The sequence below is a fragment of the Streptomyces blastmyceticus genome, from assembly GCF_039521185.1.
GTDB classification, from domain to species: domain Bacteria; phylum Actinomycetota; class Actinomycetes; order Streptomycetales; family Streptomycetaceae; genus Streptomyces; species Streptomyces blastmyceticus.
Window position 1 is genome coordinate 78,907 of sequence record NZ_BAAABW010000025.1, and the last position, 20,896, is coordinate 99,802.

Consider the following 20,896-nt stretch of genomic DNA (forward strand, 5'->3'; position numbering starts at 1 on the left):
TTCGTCATTTACGACTCAGCGAGAGCGGCACATGGTTGTTGGCCAATGGCTTATTGGCTTCGTCAAAGATCTCGAAGTGCACGTGCGGCACGTCAGGCCAGTGACCTCCGGCAAGCGATGCGGGATCAATTCGGAACCCGCGGCGGCCGTCAGCGCTCCGGAAGATTCCCCTACCATTGCTCATGTCACGTGCACCCTCGCCAAGGAATTCTCGCCCAGTTGCCATAGCATCCTTCATGGTGATCGCGTACTGACTAATGAGGCTCGACTTCCGCTTATGGAACACAATGTCGACATTACCCTCGGCAGTGGACTTCGTCTCGTTGATTATGTCGTTTCGAACGGCGCCTTCACCGCAGTTGGGCATCGAGTCCGGCGTGGCGTCGGCCAGCACATTGTACGCGCGAGTGGTCAACGAGTGGTCGACCCCAGCATCCTTGCTCTGCCTGAGGATTCGATCGCCCGCTAGCGTGAAGCTGACGCGCTTGAGCTTTTTAGGTCCGGGCTTATCCCGATTGGACTGAACGTCACAGTCGGGGATTTTCTTCCGGACCTCCTTTATGATCTCCTCGGTTTGCTTTACGCGCTTCTTCGCATCGGAAGACTTCTTCAAAAGTTTCCCGATACCCAAAAGGCGCTTGGCGGCGGCGTAGAGTTCATCCAATTTCCACACGGCCTTGGCCAGCTTGGATGCAGGGATGAGCTGGATCAGCGCGGTGACGCAGCTTACGACGTCGAATTCACGGATGCATTTTTTGATCTCTTCGCGCGGGATGAATTCAAGGAGGATTTCGCTGCCGATGTCGATCAAGTAATCATCGATCGTCTTATCGGCAATCTTCCGGTCCTCCTCGTACTGCTCCGGAGAAATGCCGTGTTCTCTGAGCTCTTTCTCTTCCTCCGGGGTCAGCTCGGAGCCAATGCCCTCGCCGTCCTGCTTGACCGCTTCTTCGCGAGCCTTGCGTTCCAGCTCGCGCTCGTAGTCCTCGGCCTTCTTGGCAGCTTCGTCGGCCTCACGGGCGTATTTCCCGGCGTTCTTCGCTGCTTCCTCGGCCGACTTGGCGTGCTCTTCGGCAGAGTCGGCCAACTTGCCGGCGTCGGTGGCGTCCTTCTTCGCCTGGGTCGCGGCGTCCTGGGCGACGGTCGCTTCCTTCTCGGCCAGGGTGGCGGCGCTGCTGGCAGCGGTGGCCTGGTTCTCCGCGTCGGTTGCGGCTCCTCGTGCCCGTTCCGCCTCTGCCTCGGCCTGAGTTGCGGCATTGCGTGCTGCCGCCGCGTCCGCGTAGGCCTCGTTGGCGGCCTGGACGGCCTCCTTCGCGTCGGCCTGAGCCTGGGCGTCGGCCTGGTTGGCGCGCGCAGCGGCCGATCTCGCCTTGGCACCGTCCTCTGCCGCCTGGGCAGCAGACTTCATCGCTGCGGCCGACGAACGAGCCGCAGCCGCTGAGGAGCGCGCCGCGTTCGCGGCGGCCTTGAACGCCGGAGCCACCTGTGCGTTGGCCCGGTTTGCAGCTGTCTCGGCATCCTCCGCGGCCTTGACCGCCTCCGCAGCCTTGGCATCGGCCGAGGCGACCTGCTTCGCCCCTGTCTCCTGAGCGGCCTTGGCCACCTCGGTCGCGAAGTCGGCGTCGACATCCGTGCCGGAGAAGGGAGCGGTCAGGTTGATGGCGGTGTTGGCCGGGTCGGCGATGCCGGCCGCCGTGGACCTGGCCGCTGCGGACGCCTGCACCGCAACACCGGCCTGGAGCTGCGCCATCGCGGCTTCGCGGGTCGCGCCGTCGGCCTCGTCCCTGGTCCGGTTCGCGGCCTGCAAGGCACCGTTGGCCTCGATCGCGGCCAGCCCGGCCAGCCGGGCCGCCTCAAACGAGGCAATGCCCGCACGGGCCTCCTGAGCGGTGGCTTCAGCGGCCTTCGCGTCGGCCCGCTGCGCCGAGGCGTGCGTGGCGGCGGCCTCGGCTGTGGCCTTGTTCGCCGCCGCGTTGGCGGCGGAGGCGGCGGCCTCCGCGTTGTTCGCCGCGGCGTTGGCCTGCGCAGCGTGTGCACCGGCTTCCGCGGCAGCGGCCCGGGATCGGGCGGCTGCTCCTGCGGCCTCGGTGGCTGCGGCGCGGGACCTCGTGGCCGCACCACCGGCCTCGTCAGCAGCGGTACGGGCTCGGTCGGCCGCCTCGCCGGACGCCTTGGCATCGAGCCGCGCCGCATCCGCGTGAGCGCGCGCCAGGGCACCTTCCTCTGTCCCCTTGAGGGACGCCGCAATCGCCTCGTCGGCCTTGACCCGGGCTTCTGCGGCCCTGTGCTCCTGCTCGGCGTCGAACGCCTTGTTCCTGGCCTCGCGAGCCTTGGTCTCCTCGCCACGGGCCCGTTCGTCGGCGCCGGCGGCCTTTCCTTCCTGCTCGGCGGCGGCCGCCCGCTTCTCTGCCGCATCGGCGGCGGCCGCCTTGGCATCCGCACGCTTGGCAGACGCGGTACGGGCCTCGGCCTCCGCGCGTGCCTTCGCCGCCGCTGCGTTGTCCCGCTCGCGCTCGGCCCGGGCGCGGGCCTCGGACGCCAGGGCACGTTCGTGCTCGGCGGTCTTGCGCTGCTCGGCGGCGATCTTCGCCTGCCGCTGGGCCTCCACCCGCGCTTCGCGGGTCTTCTTGGCATGGTCCCAGGCCGCCGCCTCAGCCTTCTCGGCGTCGATGCGGGCCTGCTTGCTTCGAGCGGCCGCGGTCTCAGCGATCTTCGCCTGCTTGCCCGCGGCATCGGCCAGGCGTCCTGCGGCCTTGGCGTGCTCCTCGGCGTTGGCCCGCCACTGCTTCGCCTGCTGCTCGTGCAACTCGGCCTGGTTCTTGGCGTTGAGCCCCGCCGCGTCTGCAGCCGTGGCGTCCACCGCGTGCTGCGCGGTCTCGCTCGCCTTGACCGCCGCATCGGCTGCCGCAGCGATGCCCGCCGCGACCTCGGCCCACTGGACGCCATGAGTCAGTCCGGTCTCCACCAGCACGTCGGCCTGTGTCTTGGCCTGCCGTGCCGCGACGTCGGCCGCCTTGGCCGCGTCGCTTGCATACCCGACCTGGCGGGCGACCTCGGCCTTGACCTGGTCGTAGTCGGAAAGCCGCCTGCCGGCCCGGTCGGCGGAGAGCATCCGGTCGGCCTGCCGCGAGGCCGCCGCCGCCGAACTCATCGCGTTGGAGGACATCTTGAGCGCCTTGACGGCGTCTCCGTGCGCGGTGATCAGCTTGGTGCGGGCATCCGCCGCGCGGGCGGCCCTCTCGGCCAGGTCCCGCAGTTTGTCCGCGGCCTCCTGGGCCTCCTTCAGGGCCTTCTCGTGCGCTGCCCGGTCGTCGGCGTCCTTCTGCGCTGCGACCAGGTAGCCCTTCTCCAGGAACTCCGCGATCTTCTGGTCGTCATTGGTGGCCAGCGCGGCCTGGGCGGCCTTCTTCACCTCCGGACCGCCGGCGCCGACCAGCATCTCCACGCGCTTGCGGTTCTCCTCCGCGCGCTTGCGGTCGTTGTCCTCGGTCTTCTTGTCCCGCTGCCGGGCGATGTCGGCACCGAACGCCAGGAAGTCGGCACGGTCCCGGGCCGACCCCTTCAGGACGCGGTCGATTTCCTTCTGAAAGTACGGACCGCCGGTGCCGCGCATCGCCTCGATCTGCTGGCGATTCTTGACGTCGGTGGCGTCCTTCTTCTCCATCGCACGCTTGCGGGCATCGGCCTCGCCGTGCTCCAGGAACTCCCGGATCGCGTTCGGATCGCTGCTCTCCAGGGCCTTCTTCGCGGCCTCCTTGACTTCCTCCTCTTCATCGAACTCAGCGAAGTCCTCTACGAGTTGCCGGTCCCGTTCATCACTGATCTGGTCCAGTTTGGACTTCGGTGCAGCGAGCGGCGCCTTGGCCGTCGCCTGCCGCGCGGCATTCAGACGGTCCAGGGCGGAAAGCGCCGGGGCGCTGAGTCCGGTTGCCTTGGCAGACGAGTCGATGGCGGCAGCGGCCTGACCCGTCAAGCCGCCCAGCAACGCAACAGCCACCGTTATGGAAACGGCCTTGCTCACCACTGCGGGTGCGCCACCACGTAAACCTCCGGCTCTGGGCCGGAATCTTCTGTCCCTCACGGGAGAACCTCCTGCTGGAATGCAAAAGAAAACCCCTGCCCTATGCGTGTGGGCAGGGGGGAATCGGATGAAGAAAGAGAAACCGCGGGAACGGCAGGGGCGCCCGGATGACGGGCTATGCACCTCGCCGTACGGAATCAGCCCCGCATGCGGATCTCACTGTCCTGGGCCCGGTCGAACATGTCCTTCCAGAACGCGGCCGAACCGGCCGCCTCTGTCTGTTCCTTGGCCCAAGAGTCCTGGTTGGCCTCAGCGGGGTCGGCGATGTTCTTCCAGAGCCCGTCCGCGCTCTCCTTGGCGGCCTTGGCGATGTTCCGCCAGCTTTCCGCCTGCGCCTTGGCCGTGTCCTGCTCGGCCAGCCACGCCTTCCGCGCGGCATCGGCGTGCTCAGCCACTGCCTTCCATGCCTGCTCGGCCTCGGCCCGGGCCTTGGCTGTGTCGGCCGCGTTCCTCAGGTCCTGCTCGGCGGCGGTGGCCTTCTCGATCAGGAGCGTCAGTGTCCGATGCCGCAGTACTTCCGCATCCGCGACCCGCAACCGGTAGCCCTCCAGGTCCAAAGCCGCGCCGGCCGACCAGCCGTAGCCGAAGAACTCTGCGACGTCGGCATCTGTGGATCCGGCCCGCAGCGCCCACTGCGCGGCGACCCTCACCTGTTCGCCGGGGTCGCGCTCCGCGAGGGTACGCACGAAGTCCCGTTCCTTTGCCGCGACTTCCTGCCGGTGCTGCGCGTCGGCCTCCCTGGCAGATCGGTCGCGTTGCTGGGCTTCGGCGTAGCCGGTCCTGACGAAGGTCGCCCGGTCGGCATCCGTGCCCTTCAGGGCGCGTTCGGCTGCGGCGCGCACCTCGGGGGAGAACTCTGCGGTGTGGGTGCTCACCACTCGTTCGCAGAACGCCGCGTTCCGGGACCGGGTGGTCCTCATCCGCTGCTTGGCGGCGTCATAGCCGCCGCCGGGTGCCAGCCACTCCGCGATCGCCGCGTCGCCCCGGGAACTGCGCAGCGCGTTCCACGCTGATACGCGCACCTCGGCGGGAAGGTTCGACTTGGCCATCTTGAGGACGCGGTTGCGCGCGTCCTCAGCCGCGGCGGCCCCGATGAGCGAGGGCTGATCGGCTGGCGTGACGATCGGGACGGGGGTATCGGCCCATGACGGCGACGCTCCCGCGAGGGCTCCGCTGATGGTCAGCATGCTGACCATCAGCACCTGCGCGACCCATCGCTGACGGCTCACTTCGGATCTCTCAAAAAATCAACCTGCATTGCAGTGCTCTCACTCCTGGAAGGACGGTGCTGTGGTCACGGCACCGGTCAACTGACCGGCAGGATCCGCCAGAGCTGGGCGGCGGTCTGGTTGCAGTACCACTGCTGCACCGTCGCACCGTTCCCCGTCCCGGCGTCATATACATCCAGACAACGCTCCTCGGTGTGCGTGGGGCGCAACTGGAAGAGCTTCTGTCTCTGATCGACGAGGACCATGCTCCAGCGCATGTTCTTTCCCCCGTTGCAGTCCCATTGCTGGATAGTGGCGCCGGCCTGAGTGCCGCTGTTCTCCACTTCAAGGCACTTGCCGCTGGCCACCGACCGAATCTCGAAGGAGGAGTTATTCGCAGGAATCACTCGCCACTGCTGGCCGTTAGTGCCATCACACTCCCATTGCAAGGCATGCGCACCATTCTTGGTTTTTCCGGGATTAACATTATTGAGGTCCAGACATTTTCCACTGTGCGACGCTTCGAGCCGTACAACCGTCTCCGTTGCGGCGACAGAAAATGAAGTACTCCCCTCGGCATGTGCAGTGGCCGCGCACCCGACAAGCGCGGTGAAAATGGTGCCGACAGCCAGCGCGGCTCGGACGATCCGTGCCATCATGAAATCCGTTTCTTCTCGGTGATGAATGTCAGGACGTGACCGGCTGAACGCGCCAACGCTGGATCGGGTGTTGGATGCAGTACAGGGTTATTGCGTGCGCACCGTCGTTGTCGGAAGCGTCGGGGTCGATGGTCAGGCAATTCTCGGGGGCACTCATGGGCCGCAGTTCGTACAGACCCTTGGCGACCTCGACCAGCACAACCCTCCAACGCTCGTTGGAATCCCCGTTGCACCAAAACTGCTGGACCCCTTGCCCGCCGTTATAACGCATACACCTGCCACTGTGTTTGGCACGCACCTCAAAAGAGGCCGAGCCAGTGGGGGCCAGCTCGAAGATCTGGTTGTCCAGGTCATCGGCGCAGGACTGCTGGACGGCGTACGCCCCGTTGCCGATACGGGCGTTCTCGATGGTGAGGCACTTACCGCTGTGCTCCGCCCGCAGGCGCACAAAGGAGGAGGTGTCGGTGGATTGGTCTGCGTACGCGGTGGTCGTGCCGCCGACCAGCGCAGCGATACCGAGGCCGGTGGCCAGCGCGGCTCGGATGGTCCGGGACATCGTGGGTTCCGTTCTTCTCGTGAGGGCTCGGGGGAAGGCGGGTCAGCGTGCGAGCGGATAGTCGACAAGCCAGGTGGAGTCCCGGTCGAAATCGTTGCCGTACTGGGGGAGCGCGTAGAGCTGACCCTGGAAGGACCGCAGCCAGACGCCCGGCCTGCTCGCCAGCTCGAAGGACTTCCCAAAGCCGTTGAAACCCTTACGGGGACACCAGGTGGCGTCCGCCCGGAATTCCTGACTGCCGTCGTCCCCGGCGACTCGCACATTCTCACCGCCGTGCTGGCTCCTTAGGTAGTAGCCGGGCTTACTCACCGACTCGAAGGAGATGCAGCTGGGATTGCTGGCCAACGCGGGAACGATGACCCAGGTGGCGTCCTCACGGTCGGCCTGCTTGCTGCCGAATTTCATGGGGGCGATGTAGGCGCCGTCCCCGTCCGCGGCGGACCGGCGGAGGTACCAAGCGGAGTCGGTGACGAAACTCGACCAGAAGGACTGCCGTCGCGCCCGGTACTGACTGTCCTCCTTCAGGAACTCGGCCACGTCGTCGTCACTGCCGGCCAGCGCGCCTTTCGCGGCGTCCACCAGACCGGGGTTCACCCCACCGTTCTCCGCCGTGGCCTGGATACGCAAGGCGAGCTTGCGGTTGGCCTCGGCGAGTTTCTTCCGCCGTGCCTCATCGTCGCGCTTGTACGCCTGCTCGGCCCCGGTGTGGATGAACTGCTTCCAGTCCGCCGGGTCGGAGCTACTCGCTGCCCTCTGCCCCGCGGCGTAGAGCTCGGTGCCCCGGAGGTCGTCGGGCGCGACGCGCAGGAGTTCGCGGATGAAGTTGTCGTCGCCGAGGTTGAGCATGGCCTCGGAGGGCGTGACGCGGAACAGTGCGGCAGCGCTCGTGCGGGCAGCCGCTTCCTTGCGGCGCTCGGCCTCCTTGCGGTTCTTCTCCTCCATCTCCTTGCGCTCGTTGGCCATGTCCCGCTGGTGAGCTTCACGGGCACCGTTGACGATGAACTCCCGCCAGGCCGCCGCGTCGCCGGCCAGCGCCTTGGCGGCCGCAGTCCGGACCTCCGGCCCGGCGGCGTCGTGCTTCATGATCGCGCGGATGAAGTTGTCGTCGCTGAGCGCCAGCAGGTCCGGGTTGCTCGGAATACCAACTGCGAGCAGCGCCTGGGACTTGGCGAGCCTGGCCGCGCGCTCGACGTCGGCCTTGTCCTTCTCCCGCTGCTGGTCGAGTTTGTATGCCTGGTGGATGCCGGTCGTGATGAACCGCACGTGGTCCTCGGCCTTGATGCTGGCCATCGCCTCCTCGGCGGCCGTGCGTACTGCTCCCAACTCCTCGCCCGCGTCTCTGGCCTTCTGCCACAGCGCGTGAATGAAGTCGTAGTCGCTGAGCAGGAGTACGTCCGGCTTCGGGTCGAGCCGGACCACGGCCGCCGCTGCGACGCGCTGCTCGTCGTTGGTCCCGATGCTGCCCGCTTCGGCCACCTTGCTCGACGGCACAGCGACGGCGGTGCCCGGTGCGACGACGCCGGTAACGGCTGCCAGCGCGGTGGTCGCGACGATCCCTTGCGTGACGATCTGTCGCATGTTGGCGGAAGTGAAGCGTCTCTTGCGCATACTGATTTCAGTACCCCTCTGCCGCCGCACTCCGGCGACCTGATGTGTGCAGGGCGGAGGCAGTGAAGACCGCCAAACCACCCTGATCAGGGAGTAGCCATGCTCAGCACGCCACTCCCTTTAGACAGAGCGCCGCCGCGACACCCTGCTCCCGTGAATGCCTCCAGCACCGCATCAATTGCGGCACCACCGAAGCTCGCTTGCGATGGCCTCGGCCCACCTCGCCGCAAGCCGCAGCCGCCCCCGCTTCTCCGGCTCTCGGCCCGTCGCGTGTATCGCACGCGCCTACCGTCGGCGTAGGCGTTCAGCGCCTCTCAGCCCATAGCCGCGAATGAACGAAGGAGCTACACAGCCGCCCTGATTGGCGACAGCATCCGCTTTCGAAGGGATGTCTTTCTTCTACTCGCCGAGCGTCCCGACAGCCGAGGCCAATGGCTCGGCGAACCCCAACACGACAGCATCAACGGCTGTCGCCGCGGCCAAATACACAGACTTGCGGTTCACAACTCTCCCCAGCTTTGTGAACAAATTCCCCGGGGCACGCATGGCATGACGGAGTGCCATCACTCCGCCAACCCCCTCCCGCATGCCGACCAGCCAGGCCGGTCTCCAAGACCGTATCCGGCAAATACCGCACACCGCAATGGGCTTCTTCTCGCCACCAGTCCGCGGCATTCCAAGCCGCACGCCTTGGCGGCAGCCCGGGGCGCCAAATTCACCATCCGCCGATTCATCCATGCGAAAAGCGAGGGTCAACGTACCGTAAAACAACGCGAGTTGATAAACCTTCGAGGCTCGCCGCCCGTAACTGCACACGTCGACGCCCGGGGCCGCCAGAGCACTCACCTGGCCAGCAGCGCCGGTCCGTCCACTTGGCCGATTCATTACTACCTGGTCCGTGCCCTATGTGGTGATCAGTCACTGCCGCCACGTAGAAAACGGACTGCCCGGGTCAGCCGTGGCGCATGGGGGGACGTCACGGACGACACCGGGCAGGCCGGTCATTCGCCTGAAACGGAATCAGATGCCCCCGTTGCGGGCGCCGTCCGGCGCCGCTGGATCACCAGGAAAACCGCGCCCGCCACCACCAGCGCACCCACACCCGCGAGCACAACCGGAAGCACCGGGAAGGAGTTGGACGAGGAAGATGCCTCGGCCCGCTCAGGCGCAGGCGCCGCGGAAGCAGAAGGCGAGGGCTTGCCCAGGTTCGGCAGCGGCGGGAGCTTCGCCGTCGCTGCCAGGGGGACGGCGAGCGAGACGGGGTCCATGTCCGCGCCCTCCTTGTACACCCCGCCGAACGCCTTCGCGCCCTCGGCCGTCAGTTTGGCCGGGGCCTCGGTGACGGCGGCGAGGCCGTTCTTCTCGGTCAGGGCGGACGCGTCGAAGGTGACAAGCGGAAGGGCCTTGCCGGCGCCGTTGCCGCCTGTGACGTCCGCCGACAGCGTGCCCTTGCCGTCCTTCACGGCCGCCTTGACCGCGCCGAGGGTGAGGTCGAGGTGTTTGCCGGTGAAGCGGAGGGTGCCGCCGAAGGACGCGTCGAGTGCCTTCTTCTCCGCGTCGTACGCGCCCTTGCCGCGCGGGAAGCGGAACAGCGCGCCGCCGTCCTGGGCGCCGTCGCCCACCTTCCAGGAGCCCTGGGCGATGGGGCCGGAGACGTACTCGCGGAACGTGCGGCGCACCCCCCAGTCGACGGCGGCGTCCTTGAACTCGCCATCAGACGAAGTCGATTCGTGCGTCTCGACGGACGACGCGGCCCCGACGTCGGCGGACATGCTCACAGGGTCGAGCGCCGTCCCCGCCTTGTAGTAGCCGCCGAACGCCTTCTCGCCCTCAGCGGTGAGCGTGGCGGGGACGTTCGTCAGCGTGACGGCGGCGGCATCGTCGCCGCGCAGGTTCACGCCGGAGAGGTCGAGCGAGGCGAAGGGTACGTGGGAGGCTGTGGTGACCTCGCCCGTCCCCCTGGCCTTGCCGGTCATGTCGGCGTAGAGCGTGCCTTTGCCGCCGGAGACGCCGACGGCCGGGTGGCTGAGGGTGAGGTCGAGGTCGTACGAGCCGTCGGGCTTCTTGTGGCCGGTGAAGTGCACCCCGCCCTGGAAGGACGCGTCGAGCGCGCCGCCGTCGGAGTCGTACGAGCCCTTGGCGGAGTGGAAGCGGAACTGGTTGTCGCCCTCCGTCGCCGCCCCGTCCCGGAGCTCCCAACTGCCGTGCGCGGCCGGTCCGGTGACATAGCTCTGGAAGGAGGATTTGATCCCCCAGTCCAGCCGGCCGCCGGATATCTCCCGGGCCTCCGCCGCGTGTGCGGTGGCCATCGGCGTGAGCGCCGCCAGCAGCGCCGTGAGGAGGCCGAGGGCCGGGAGGCGGGCGGGTCTGGACGGGAGCGGCATGAGGGCCCCTTTCGGGCAGGTCAGCAAGCTTCACCACATAGCGATTTAGGTAAGGCTAACCTAAGCTACATCCCATCAGGTCGGAAACCCCCGGCCGGAGCGAAAGGCGGAACCGTGCTTCAACGGCAGTCGGCGGGCCCTCCGATACATACCCCGCGCCGCATCGGCACACTCGTCGCCCTGCTGACTTTCCTGGTCGCGCTCACCGGCCTCACCGCCTGTTCGAAGAGCGAAAGCGGAAGTCCGTCGACGAGCACAGCCGCCGTCGACCGCGTCGAACCGCTCGCGAGCACGCCCCGCCCTCAACTCCCCGCCACCATAAGGTCCGTCGACGGCCGCGACGTGACCGTACACAGCACCGACCGGATCGTCCCGCTCACCGGCGCGCTCTCCGAGATCGTCTTCACGCTCGGCCTCGGCGACCACGTCGTGGCGCGTGACATCACCGCCACCTTCGACCAGGCGAGGAAGCTCCCCGTCGTCACCCGCGCCCACGACGTCTCCGCTGAGGGCGTCCTCTCGCTCAAGCCGACGCTCGTCCTCGCGGAGACCACCACCGGGCCCGCCGAGGCCGTCGACCAGATCCGGGCCGCCGGCGTCCCCCTCGTCGTGCTCGACCCGGCGAAGCGGCTGGACGACGTCGGGCCGCGCATCGACAAGGTGGCCGCCGCCCTCGGCGTCCGCCCCGCCGGTGACGAGCTGCGCCACCGTACCGATCAGCGCGTCGACGCCGCCAGGAAGAACATCCCGCACGACGGCGGGAAGAAGCCGCGGGTCGCGTTCCTCTATCTGCGCGGCTCGGCGTCCGTCTATCTCCTCGGCGGCCCGGGCTCCGGCGCCGACTCGCTCATCGAGGCGGCGGGCGGGGTGGACGCGGGCGAGGAGTCGGGTCTGAAGCGGGACTTCACTCCTCTCACCAGCGAGGCACTGGCCAAGGCGGCCCCCGATGTCGTACTCGTCATGAGCAAGGGCCTCGACTCGGTCGGCGGCGTGGACGGCCTCCTCAAGATCCCGGGCGTCGCCCAGACCCCCGCCGGGATGGACCGCCGCGTCGCCTCGGTCGACGACGGCGTGCTGCTGAACTTCGGGCCCCGCACCGACACCGTGCTCGCCTCCCTGATCGAGCAGATCCACCCGAAGGGGGCCTGACGTGGCCCTCCTGGCCAAGCCGCCCGAGCTTTCCATCACCAGCGACCCACCGCGGCGCCGCCGTACGGGCGTGCTCCTCGCCCTCGGCATGACCGTGGCCCTCCTCGCCCTCTGTCTCCTGTCGGCGGGGCTCGGCGCGTACGACATCCCCGTCGGCGACGTACTCGGCTCGCTGCTCCACCGCACGGGCCTCGGCGGGCACGCGCTGGACCGGGTCGGCGAGAGCGTGCTGTGGAACGTCCGGCTGCCGCGCGTGGCCCTCGCGCTGCTCGTCGGCGCGTCGCTGGGGTGCGCGGGCGCGCTGATGCAGGGCGTGTTCGGCAATCCGCTCGCCGAGCCCGGCGTCATCGGCATCTCGGCGGGCGCGGCCGTCGGGGCGGTCGCCTCGATCGCGCTCGGGCTGACCTTCCTCGGCAACTGGACGGTGGCGGGCTGCGCGTTCGCGGGCGGGCTGGTGACGGTCCTGCTGGTGTACGCGCTGTCGCGGTCCGGCGGCCGTACGGAGGTGGTGACCCTCATCCTCACCGGCATCGCGGTGAACGCGTTCGCGGGCGCCCTCATCGGCCTGTTCCTCTTCCTCGCGGACAGCGCGCAGGTCACCCAGATCACCTTCTGGCAGCTCGGCTCGCTCGCCCAGGCGACGTGGCCGAAAGTGCTCGCCGTGCTGCCGTGCGCGGTGGTGGGACTGGCCGTCGCGCCGTGGTTCGCCCGGAAGCTGGACCTCCTCGCCCTCGGCGAGCGCCCCGCGCGTCACCTCGGGGTGGACGTCGAGCGGCTGCGCCTCGTACTGGTGCTGGTGGTGGCGCTGTTGACGGCGGCCGCGGTGGCCGTGGCCGGGATCGTCACCTTCGTGGGGCTGCTGGTGCCGCACCTGCTGCGCATGGCGGCGGGCCCGGGGCACCGCTTCCTCGTCCCGGGCAGCGCGCTGGGCGGCGCGCTCGTCCTGGTCGCCGCCGACCTCGCGGCCCGCACGGCGGCCCAGCCGGCGGAACTCCCGCTGGGCGTCCTGACGGCGTTGCTGGGGAGCCCATTCTTCTTCTGGTTGTTGCGCAGGACGCGGCGCAGACAAGGGGGTTGGGCCTGATGACTCGCTGCCGACGGAATCAGGCCAGCGACGACCGGGGGTCCGGCCGGGGGTCCGGGGGTTGTCCCCCGGGAAGACACAGCTGGCTGTTGCGGAAAACGCGGCGCAAGCAAGGAGGTTGGGCCTGATGCGTTCCCTCTTCCGGTCCCGTACGCGGCATCTGCCGCTGCCCTCCCCCATCGGGACCGTGCGGGCCGAGGCCCGTGCCCTTCGGGTGCGGCTCGGGGGCCGTACCGTCCTCTCCGAGGTCGAGCTGGCCGTCGCCGGGGGCGAAGTGCTCGCGCTCGTCGGGCCGAACGGCGCCGGGAAGTCCACCCTGCTCGCCGCGCTCGCCCACGACCTGCCCGCGGAGTCGGGCGAGGTGTGGATCGACGGGCGGCCCGCCGGCGCCTGGACGCCCGCCGACCTCGCGCTGCGCCGGGCCGTGCTGCCGCAGTCGGCGGAGCTGTCGTTCCCCTTCCCTGTCGAGGACGTCGTACGGATGGGCCGCGCGCCCTGGGCCGGTACCGACGCGGAGGACGAGGACGACGAGGCCGTGCGGAGTGCCATGGCCGCCGCCGAGGTGACCCGCTTCGCGGGCCGGCCCTTCGCCGCGCTGTCCGGCGGCGAGCGGGCCCGGGTCTCGCTCGCCCGCGTCCTCGCGCAGCGCGCCCCGCTGCTGCTGCTCGACGAGCCGACCGCCGCGCTGGACCTGCGCCATCAGGAACTGGTGCTGCGGGTGTGCCGGGAGCGGGCCGCGGCGGGCGACGCGGTGGTGGTCGTCCTGCACGACCTGGGCCTCGCCGGGGCGTACGCGGACCGGGTCGCCGTGCTGCACCGGGGCCGGATCGCGGCCGAGGGCCCGCCGTCCGCGGTCTTCGACGCGGAATTGCTGAGTCATGTCTATATGCAGCCGGTGGAGGTAATCGATCATCCGCGCACCGGTGACCCTTTGGTGATACCGAGACGGGAGGGACGAGATTTTGCCCCGTGAGAGCAGAATCACGCACCGTTTGGGGAACAGGGTAGGCAAGCCTCAGATAAGTTAGGGCGGCCTAATTAGGCCATGCTGTTTCGGCCATGTCGGCCGAGTTCAGTTCCGAGTTCAGTTCCGCCCTCCTTGAGCATGCCTGGAGCCCCGTATGCGAGTCCTCCGCTCCTCTGCCGTCACCGCCGTCGCGGCGGCAGCGGCCCTGACCGCCGTGTCCGGTTGTGCCGAGAAGTCGGACAGCAAGGGCTCGGACGCCGTCAACGTCACCGCGTCCGACGACAAGTGCGAGCTCTCCAAGACCTCGTTCCCGGCCGGGCACGTCAAGATCAATGTCCAGAACAAGGGCTCCAAGGTCACCGAGGTGTACGTCTACGCCCCGGACGACCGGATCGTGACCGAGCGCGAGAACATAGGCCCCGGCACCAAGGCGGAGATCACCGCCACCATCAAGGCCGGTTCGTACGAGGTCGCCTGCAAGCCCGGCATGAAGGGCGACGGCATCCGTCAGAAGATCACCGTGACGGGCGGCGGCGCCGAGAAGAAGAGCGACCCGGAGCTGGACAAGGCCGTCGCGGAGTACCGCAAGTACGTGCAGCAGCAGGCCGACGAGACGATCCCCGCGGCGCAGAAGTTCGCGGACGCGGTCAAGAACGGCGACCTGGACGAGGCGAAGAAGCAGTACGCCGTCTCCCGCACCGGCTGGGAGCGGACCGAGCCGGTCGCGGAGTCCTTCGGTGACATCGACCCGAAGGTGGACGTCCGCGAGGACGGCCTGGAGAAGGACCAGAAGTGGACCGGCTGGCACAAGCTGGAGAAGTCGCTCTGGGACGACAAGAAGATCTCGGACGACGACAAGAAGCTCGCCGACCAGCTGATGACGGACCTCAAGGACTGGCAGAAGCGCGTCGGCACCGCCGAGATCACCCCGACCAGCATGGCCAACGGCGCCAAGGAACTCCTCGACGAGGTCTACCGGAACAAGATCACCGGTGAGGAGGAGCGCTACAGCCACACCGACCTGATCGACTTCGAGGCCAACGTCGACGGCGCCGAGAAGGCGTACGGGCTGCTGAAGCCGGTCGCCTCCAAGCACGACCCGGAGCTCACCAAGGAACTGGACAAGCAGTTCGACGCGGTGAAGAAGGCGCTCGGCGACTACCGCGAAGGCGACAGCTTCAAGTCGTACGACACGGTCGGCAAGGACGACCGCAAGAAGCTGTCCGACGCCGTCAACGCCCTCTCCGAGCCGCTGTCCAAGCTCGCCGCGGCCGTCGCGAAGTAATCGGGGACGACTTCCATGGCTGACGAGAAGACGACAGAGCAGAAGACCGCGGACGAGAAGAAGGCCACGCCTTCCCGCCGCTCCATACTCGGCTGGGGCGGTGCCGGGCTCGCGCTCGGCGCGGCCGCGGCCGGTGGCACCACCGCGGCCGTGATGCGCAAGGACGACGCCTCGCCCGCCGCCTCCGCGGGCGACGCCGTGCCGTTCCTCGGCGAACACCAGGCCGGTATCGCCACCGCCGTGCAGGACCGCCTGCACTTCGCGTCCTTCGACGTGACCACCACCGACCGTGCCGCGCTGGTCAAGCTGCTCCAGGAGTGGACGGCCGCCGCCGCGCGGATGACGGCAGGTCACGAGGTCGGCGAGGGCGCGATCGGCGACAACGACGAGCTGCCGCCGGACGACACCGGCGAGGCCCTCGGCCTCAAGCCCTCCCGGCTGACCCTGACCTTCGGCGTCGGTCCCGGCCTCTTCGAGAAGGACGGCAAGGACCGCTTCGGCCTCAAGTCCCGCCGCCCGAAGGCCCTGATCGACCTGCCGGCCTTCCCCGGCGACAACCTCGACGCGGCCCGCAGCGGCGGCGACCTGTGCGTCCAGGCCTGCGCGGACGACCCCCAGGTCGCCGTGCACGCGATCCGCAACCTCGCCCGCATCGGCATGGGCCGGGTCGCGATCCGCTGGTCGCAGCTCGGCTTCGGCAAGACGTCCTCGACGACGCCCGACGCGCAGACCCCGCGCAACATGCTGGGCTTCAAGGACGGCACCCGGAACATCGCGGGCACCGAGACCGACCGCCTCGACAAGTACGTCTGGGTGGGGCAGAAGGACGGCCCCGACTGGATGGTGGGCGGCTCCTACCTCGTCGCCCGCCGCATCCGGATGCACATCGAGACCTGGGACCGCACCTCGCTCAAGGAGCAGGAGGACGTCTTCGGCCGGGACAAGGCCGAGGGCGCCCCGCAGGGCATGCAGCGCGAGCGCGACGAGCCCAACCTCAAGGCGATGAAGGACACCGCCCACGTGCGGCTGGCCCACCCGGACAGCAACCACGGCGTGACGATCCTGCGCCGCGGCTACTCCTTCACCGACGGCACCGACGGCCTGGGCCGCCTGGACGCCGGCCTGTTCTTCATCGCGTACCAGAAGGACGTACGGGACGGCTTCGTGCCGCTCCAGACGCAGCTCGCGGCCAAGGACGCCCTCAACGAGTACATCCAGCACGTGGGTTCCGCGGTCTTCGCCGTCCCGCCGGGCGTCCGCGGCAAGGACGACTGGTGGGGCAAGGCGCTCTTCGCGTGATCGACGTTTCAGCGGAAACAGGAGGGAACGCCGTATGTTCGGCAACTACCTGATCGGCCTGCGCGAGGGGCTGGAGGCCAGCCTGGTCGTCTGCATCCTCGTCGCCTATCTGGTCAAGACCGGCCGCAGGGACGCCCTGCGCCCGGTGTGGCTCGGCATCGCGGTGGCCGTGCTGCTGAGCATGGGCTTCGGCGCGCTGCTGCAGTTCGGCTCGCAGAGCATGACGTTCAAGGCGCAGGAGATGCTCGGCGGTTCGCTGTCGGTCGTCGCGGTCGGCCTGGTCACGTGGATGGTCTTCTGGATGCGGCGCACCGCGCGGCACCTGAAGAAGGAGCTGCACGGCAAGCTCGACGCGGCGCTCGCGATGGGCACCACCGCGCTGGTCGTCACCGCGTTCCTGGCCGTGGGCCGGGAGGGCCTGGAGACCGCGCTGTTCATCTGGACGGCCGTGCAGGCGACCGACGACGGCGTACGGCCGCTGGTCGGCGCGCTGCTGGGCCTGCTGACGGCCGTGGTGCTGGGCTGGCTGTTCTACCGGGGCGCGCTGAAGATCAACCTGGCGAAGTTCTTCACCTGGACCGGCGCCATGCTGATCGTGGTGGCCGCGGGCGTGCTCGCGTACGGCTTCCACGACCTCCAGGAGGCCGACGCGCTGCCGGGCCTGGGGAACAAGGCCTTCGACATCAGCGAGCAGATCCCGGTCGACAGCTGGTACGGCACCCTGCTCAAGGGCGTCTTCAACTTCCAGCCGGACCCGACCTGGCTCCAGGTCGCGGTGTGGGCGCTGTATCTGGTACCCACCCTCCTGGTCTTCTTCGCCCCGGGTAGGGTGGCGCCGAACCGAGCCGCCACCAAGGAGTCGAAGTCCCATGAGACGCCGGCCGCCGCACCGTCGACCGCCGACCGCTCCGGCAGTGCTGACAGCGTCGGCGCTGCTGCTGACGGCGACCGGGTGCGTGACGGTGCACGGCGAACGGGAGATCATCCCGTCGGTGGACAGGGCTGAGGCCCCCAAGGTCCTCCAGCGCTTCACGGAGGGCTACAACGAGGCGTACCGCAAGCTCGACCGGGGTGTCATAGCCCGGGTCGAGAGCGGTCCGCTCGCCGAGATCGGCAATGCCGACATGACGACGCAGAGCGCGCTGACGCCGGGCGGCAACCCGAACTATCCGCCCCTCGTCCTCGACGACGCCCGCTTCACGATCCCCAAGCAGGCCGGCTGGCCGAAGTTCTTCCTCGCCGACACCCGCAGCAACCGCGACGGCAACCGCTGGTTCGTGGTCTTCCTGCGCGACAGCGTCAAGGAGCCCTGGCGGGCCGCCTATCTGTCGATCCTCAGCCCCGACAAGGTGCCGGCGTTCGCCACCGACAAGGACGGCTACGCCGAGGCCGTGCCGGCCGCCAAGGGCGAGGACCCGGCCCTGGCCACCGCGCCGAACGCGGTGAGCGCCGCGTACACCGACTTCCTGCGGACCGGCTCCGGGCGGACGTTCGCGCCGGGCCCGCGCACCACCGGGCTGCGCGAGGACCGCGACAAGATCAAGCGGACGCCCACGTTCTGGACGGAGTTCATCGACACCCCGGAGGGCCCCGACGGCTTCCCCGCACCGGCGCTGCGCACCGCGGACGGCGGCGCGCTGGCGTTCTTCACCGCGCACCACCGGGAACGGCGCACCATGGCCGAGGGCCTGCGCCCCGCGATCACCGACCCGCGGATGAAGGCGCTGCTGAGCGGCGACCTCAAGCGGTCGGTGACGTATACGAAGGTGTCGGAGTCGGCGGTCCGAATACCACCCGCCAAGTCGAACGACCGGGTCGTCTTCCTCAACCGCATCGAGGGCGTGACGACGGTCAAGGGCGAGTAGCCCCGGGTGCGCGGACGCGCCCGCAGGGCTAGCGGCTCATCGGCCAGGCCGCGGACTCATGGTGATCCGGCCGATCCCCCGCGTACCGCGCACACGCATCCGTCAGCGCCTCCAGCAGAGACAGCGGATCGGGAAGCGGACGCTCAGGCCCGTACAGCCACTCGACGCCCCCGTCGGACGGCAACCGCGCGGGCGGCAACAGGACATAGCTCCCCCGGCAGTGCCACCGCAGCCCCGGATGCTCGTCCATCGTCTCCGGGTGGCAGTCCAGCTCACAGGGCCACCACTCGTCCTCGTCGTCGGGCGTGCCGCGGGTGGCGGTGAAGAAGAGCATGCGGTCGGGGGTGACGGTGGCGACCGGGCCCACCTCGACGCCGGCCGCCTCCAGGCGCTCCAGGGCCTTGCGGCCGGCCTCGGCGGGGACGTCGAGGACGTCGTGCGCGATGCCGGTGGCGGTGATGAAGTTGGCCTCCGGCTGGGCCCGCAGCCACTTGGTGACCTGTTCGGCGTCGGTGGTGGCGAGGGTCTGCCAGGCGAAGGAGACGGGGTGGCGGCCGGGCGTCGGACAGCCGATGCGCTCACAGGAACAGCCGTAGCCCGACGGGTGCGCGGCGGGGGCCAGCGGGAAGCCGGCGGCTGCCGCGGCCAGGAGCAGTTCTTCGCGGGCGGCCTCGAAGGCCGCTCCGGTACCCGTATCGCCGCCCGCTCCGCTCCTGGGGCGGCGCAGCCACTGGGAGAACCTGCTCTTGCGTTCCATCTATCCCCTCACTTCGACCGCGGTATCCGTCAATGCTGCCACCATCCTGCTCCTGGTGTGACCGTCGGACCTATCCAGGTGGTGTGAGACCGGCCGCTCGCGCACCCGCCGCGCCTCCCTCAGCGCGGCGTGAGGCCGCGCAGGGCGAGGTCGACGACGGTGTCGGCGTAGGCGTGGGTGAGCGGCAGGGTGCGGGTCTGCCAGCGGTGGAAGAGCGGGCCGACCAGCAGTTCGAGGGCGATGCGGAGGTCGGTGTCCGGGTCGACCTGGCCGGCTTCCTGGGCGGCGCGCAGCCGTCGGACGTACGCCTGGAGCTGGGGTTCGAGGACCTTCTCGGTGAGGGCGCGGCCGAGCTCGGGGTCGTTCTGCGTCTCGGCGGTCAGGGCGCGGGTGGGGGCGTCGAGGCGCTGGTCGTTGAGGTCGTCGACGGTGGCGCGCAGCACGGTCTTCAGGTCGGCCTCGATGTCGCCGGTGTCCGGGAGTTCGATGGCGGAGGGGTCGAGGCCCTCGGGGACGCAGGCCTCGAAGAGGACCGCCGCCTTGGAGGGCCACCAGCGGTAGATCGTCTGCTTGCCGACACCCGCGCGTGCGGCGATGGCCTCGATGGTGAGCTTGGCGAATCCGACCTCTCCGACCAGTTCGAGGGCGGCGTCGAGGATCGCGCGGCGGGAGCGCTCGCTGCGGCGGCTGACGTCGGGGCTCTTGGGGGCGGGTGCCTTCTGGGACATGGCCGCATCCTAGCGAGCATCCGCACCGCGCGAGGCGAGACGTATCGTCTTGACAAGCCATCGCACCCCGTTCAGTCTTATGAGTGAAGCGAGACGGCACGTCTCGCCATATCGGGAGGAGATTCCATGAGCCGGGGCAGCGCGGGCAGCATGCTCGGAGTCGGCGGCACCCGCAGCAACCTCTCCCGCGGCGCGCTCCGCGGCGACGGCCGGGGCGGCCGCACCGGGGGCGGCACGGACGCACAGGCCCAGAAGCGGGAACTGCTGCGGAAGTTGCGGGAAGGACGGGACGAAACAACCGGCGCGTAGTGGGCCGGCGGTAAACCACCCGTACGGTTCATGCGCCAAAGCCCTTGGAGCGAGGACGATTTGGGGCACGTGCCACAACGCCGCACGTGCCCCACACCACCGTAAGGAGCTCTCCTTGCGTATCGCTCCTCCTGCAGTCGCCGTCCCCCGGCGGACCGCCACCCCGCGGCGCTATCTCATGTGCCCCCCGGCCCACTTCAGGGTCACCTATTCCATCAACCCCTGGATGGATCCCGCCAAACCGGTCGACCTGCGCCTCGCGCTCGCGCAGTGGGAGGACCTGCGCGACCGGTACGTCTCCCTCGGGCACACCGTGGAGGAGCTGGAGCCCCGCCCCGACCTGCCCGACATGGTCTACGCCGCCAACGGCGCCACCGTCGTCGACGGGCGGGTCCTGGGCGCCCGCTTCGCCCATCCCGAGCGCGCCGCCGAGGCGGCCGTCCACGCGGAGTGGTTCCGCGCGCACGGCTACCGCGACGTCCTCGAACCGGAGCACATCAACGAGGGCGAGGGGGACTTCGCCGTCACCGCGTCCTGGCTGCTCGCCGGGCGCGGCTTCCGCAGCAGCCCGCTGTCCCACCCCGAGGCGCAGGAGTTCTTCGGGCGGCCGGTGATCGGGCTCGACCTGGTCGACCCGCGCTACTACCACCTGGACACGGCGCTGTCCGTGCTCGACGGCGACGAGGTCATGTACTACCCCGGGGCCTTCTCGCCCGGCAGCCGGGCCGTGCTGGAGCGGCTCTTCCCCGACGCGCTGATCGCCACCGAGGAGGACGCCTCGGCGCTGGGGCTGAACGCGGTGTGCGACGGCCGCCATGTGTTCCTGCCGCAGGCCGCGGTGGGCCTCTTCGCACCGCTCCGGGCCCGGGGCTACGAACCGCTGGGGCTGGACCTGGGCGAGCTCCTCAAGGGCGGCGGCAGCGTCAAGTGCTGCACGCAGGAGCTGCGCTGACACAG

General features: G+C 69.2%; 17 protein-coding genes. 9 read left to right on the top strand and 8 right to left on the bottom strand.

The annotated features are described in order from the left end of the window. Positions 1-4: 4 nt before the first annotated feature. From ABD269_RS22620 to ABD269_RS22645, 6 genes are all read right to left on the bottom strand, one after another. On the bottom strand, positions 5-4,024 hold the full coding sequence (locus tag ABD269_RS22620) for a hypothetical protein (RefSeq protein ID WP_344120420.1): 4,020 nt from the start codon (positions 4,022-4,024) through the stop codon (positions 5-7). Positions 4,025-4,218: 194 nt separating this feature from the next. Next, a complete protein-coding gene (locus tag ABD269_RS22625; protein ID WP_344120422.1) occupies positions 4,219-5,310 on the bottom strand; it encodes a hypothetical protein in 1,092 nt (363 codons plus the stop codon). A gap of 77 nt (positions 5,311-5,387) precedes the next feature. Continuing rightward, complete coding sequence (locus tag ABD269_RS22630) at positions 5,388-5,948, bottom strand: RICIN domain-containing protein (RefSeq protein ID WP_344120424.1); 561 nt, start codon at positions 5,946-5,948, stop codon at positions 5,388-5,390. A 28-nt stretch (positions 5,949-5,976) separates the two neighbouring features. Beyond that, a complete protein-coding gene (locus ABD269_RS22635; RefSeq protein ID WP_344120426.1) occupies positions 5,977-6,504 on the bottom strand; it encodes an RICIN domain-containing protein in 528 nt (175 codons plus the stop codon). Positions 6,505-6,546: 42 nt separating this feature from the next. Continuing rightward, positions 6,547-8,112 carry an AbfB domain-containing protein gene (locus ABD269_RS22640; RefSeq protein WP_344120429.1) on the bottom strand — a complete coding sequence of 522 codons (1,566 nt, stop codon included), beginning with the start codon at positions 8,110-8,112 and terminating at the stop codon, positions 6,547-6,549. Between the two features lie 1,001 nt (positions 8,113-9,113). Then, the gene (locus tag ABD269_RS22645; RefSeq protein ID WP_344120432.1) at positions 9,114-10,496 is read right to left on the bottom strand and encodes an HtaA domain-containing protein; all 1,383 of its coding nucleotides are present in this window, start codon (positions 10,494-10,496) and stop codon (positions 9,114-9,116) included. Between the two features lie 114 nt (positions 10,497-10,610). Between ABD269_RS22645 and ABD269_RS22650 the strand changes: the two genes are divergently transcribed. The 7 genes from ABD269_RS22650 to ABD269_RS22680 all read left to right on the top strand — a co-directional run bounded on the left by ABD269_RS22650 (position 10,611) and on the right by ABD269_RS22680 (position 18,145). Then, entirely contained in the window at positions 10,611-11,645 is a 1,035-nt protein-coding gene (locus tag ABD269_RS22650) for a heme/hemin ABC transporter substrate-binding protein (protein WP_425572959.1), read from the top strand. A gap of 34 nt (positions 11,646-11,679) precedes the next feature. Next, positions 11,680-12,729: a FecCD family ABC transporter permease gene (locus tag ABD269_RS22655; RefSeq protein ID WP_425572962.1), complete on the top strand. Its 1,050-nt coding sequence runs from the start codon at positions 11,680-11,682 to the stop codon at positions 12,727-12,729. Positions 12,730-12,856: 127 nt separating this feature from the next. After that, complete coding sequence (locus ABD269_RS22660; protein ID WP_425572960.1) at positions 12,857-13,702, top strand: heme ABC transporter ATP-binding protein; 846 nt, start codon at positions 12,857-12,859, stop codon at positions 13,700-13,702. Positions 13,703-13,850: 148 nt separating this feature from the next. Beyond that, positions 13,851-14,981: an iron uptake system protein EfeO gene (gene efeO, locus ABD269_RS22665; protein ID WP_344120436.1), complete on the top strand. Its 1,131-nt coding sequence runs from the start codon at positions 13,851-13,853 to the stop codon at positions 14,979-14,981. A gap of 15 nt (positions 14,982-14,996) precedes the next feature. Beyond that, a complete protein-coding gene (gene efeB / locus ABD269_RS22670; protein ID WP_301887807.1) occupies positions 14,997-16,280 on the top strand; it encodes an iron uptake transporter deferrochelatase/peroxidase subunit in 1,284 nt (427 codons plus the stop codon). Positions 16,281-16,314: 34 nt separating this feature from the next. After that, positions 16,315-17,286, top strand: coding sequence for an iron uptake transporter permease EfeU (gene efeU / locus ABD269_RS22675; RefSeq protein WP_344120440.1), 972 nt, complete (start codon positions 16,315-16,317; stop codon positions 17,284-17,286). After that, positions 17,195-18,145: an SCO2278 family lipoprotein gene (locus tag ABD269_RS22680; RefSeq protein ID WP_486387817.1), complete on the top strand. Its 951-nt coding sequence runs from the start codon at positions 17,195-17,197 to the stop codon at positions 18,143-18,145. The genes efeU and ABD269_RS22680 overlap by 92 nt, the downstream gene beginning before the upstream one ends. Before the next feature lie 28 nt (positions 18,146-18,173). Here ABD269_RS22680 and ABD269_RS22685 read toward each other — a convergent pair whose 3' ends face one another. Both ABD269_RS22685 and ABD269_RS22690 read right to left on the bottom strand, forming a co-directional pair. Continuing rightward, complete coding sequence (locus ABD269_RS22685) at positions 18,174-18,902, bottom strand: bifunctional DNA primase/polymerase (protein ID WP_301887804.1); 729 nt, start codon at positions 18,900-18,902, stop codon at positions 18,174-18,176. Positions 18,903-19,021: 119 nt separating this feature from the next. Then, entirely contained in the window at positions 19,022-19,630 is a 609-nt protein-coding gene (locus tag ABD269_RS22690) for a TetR/AcrR family transcriptional regulator (RefSeq protein WP_301887803.1), read from the bottom strand. Between the two features lie 126 nt (positions 19,631-19,756). On the opposite strand from ABD269_RS22690, the gene ABD269_RS22695 reads away from it, so the two are divergent. Both ABD269_RS22695 and ddaH read left to right on the top strand, forming a co-directional pair. Next, entirely contained in the window at positions 19,757-19,939 is a 183-nt protein-coding gene (locus ABD269_RS22695; protein WP_344120444.1) for a DUF6243 family protein, read from the top strand. Between the two features lie 121 nt (positions 19,940-20,060). Beyond that, positions 20,061-20,891 carry a dimethylargininase gene (gene ddaH, locus ABD269_RS22700; RefSeq protein ID WP_344120524.1) on the top strand — a complete coding sequence of 277 codons (831 nt, stop codon included), beginning with the start codon at positions 20,061-20,063 and terminating at the stop codon, positions 20,889-20,891. The last annotated feature ends 5 nt before the right edge of the window (positions 20,892-20,896 follow it).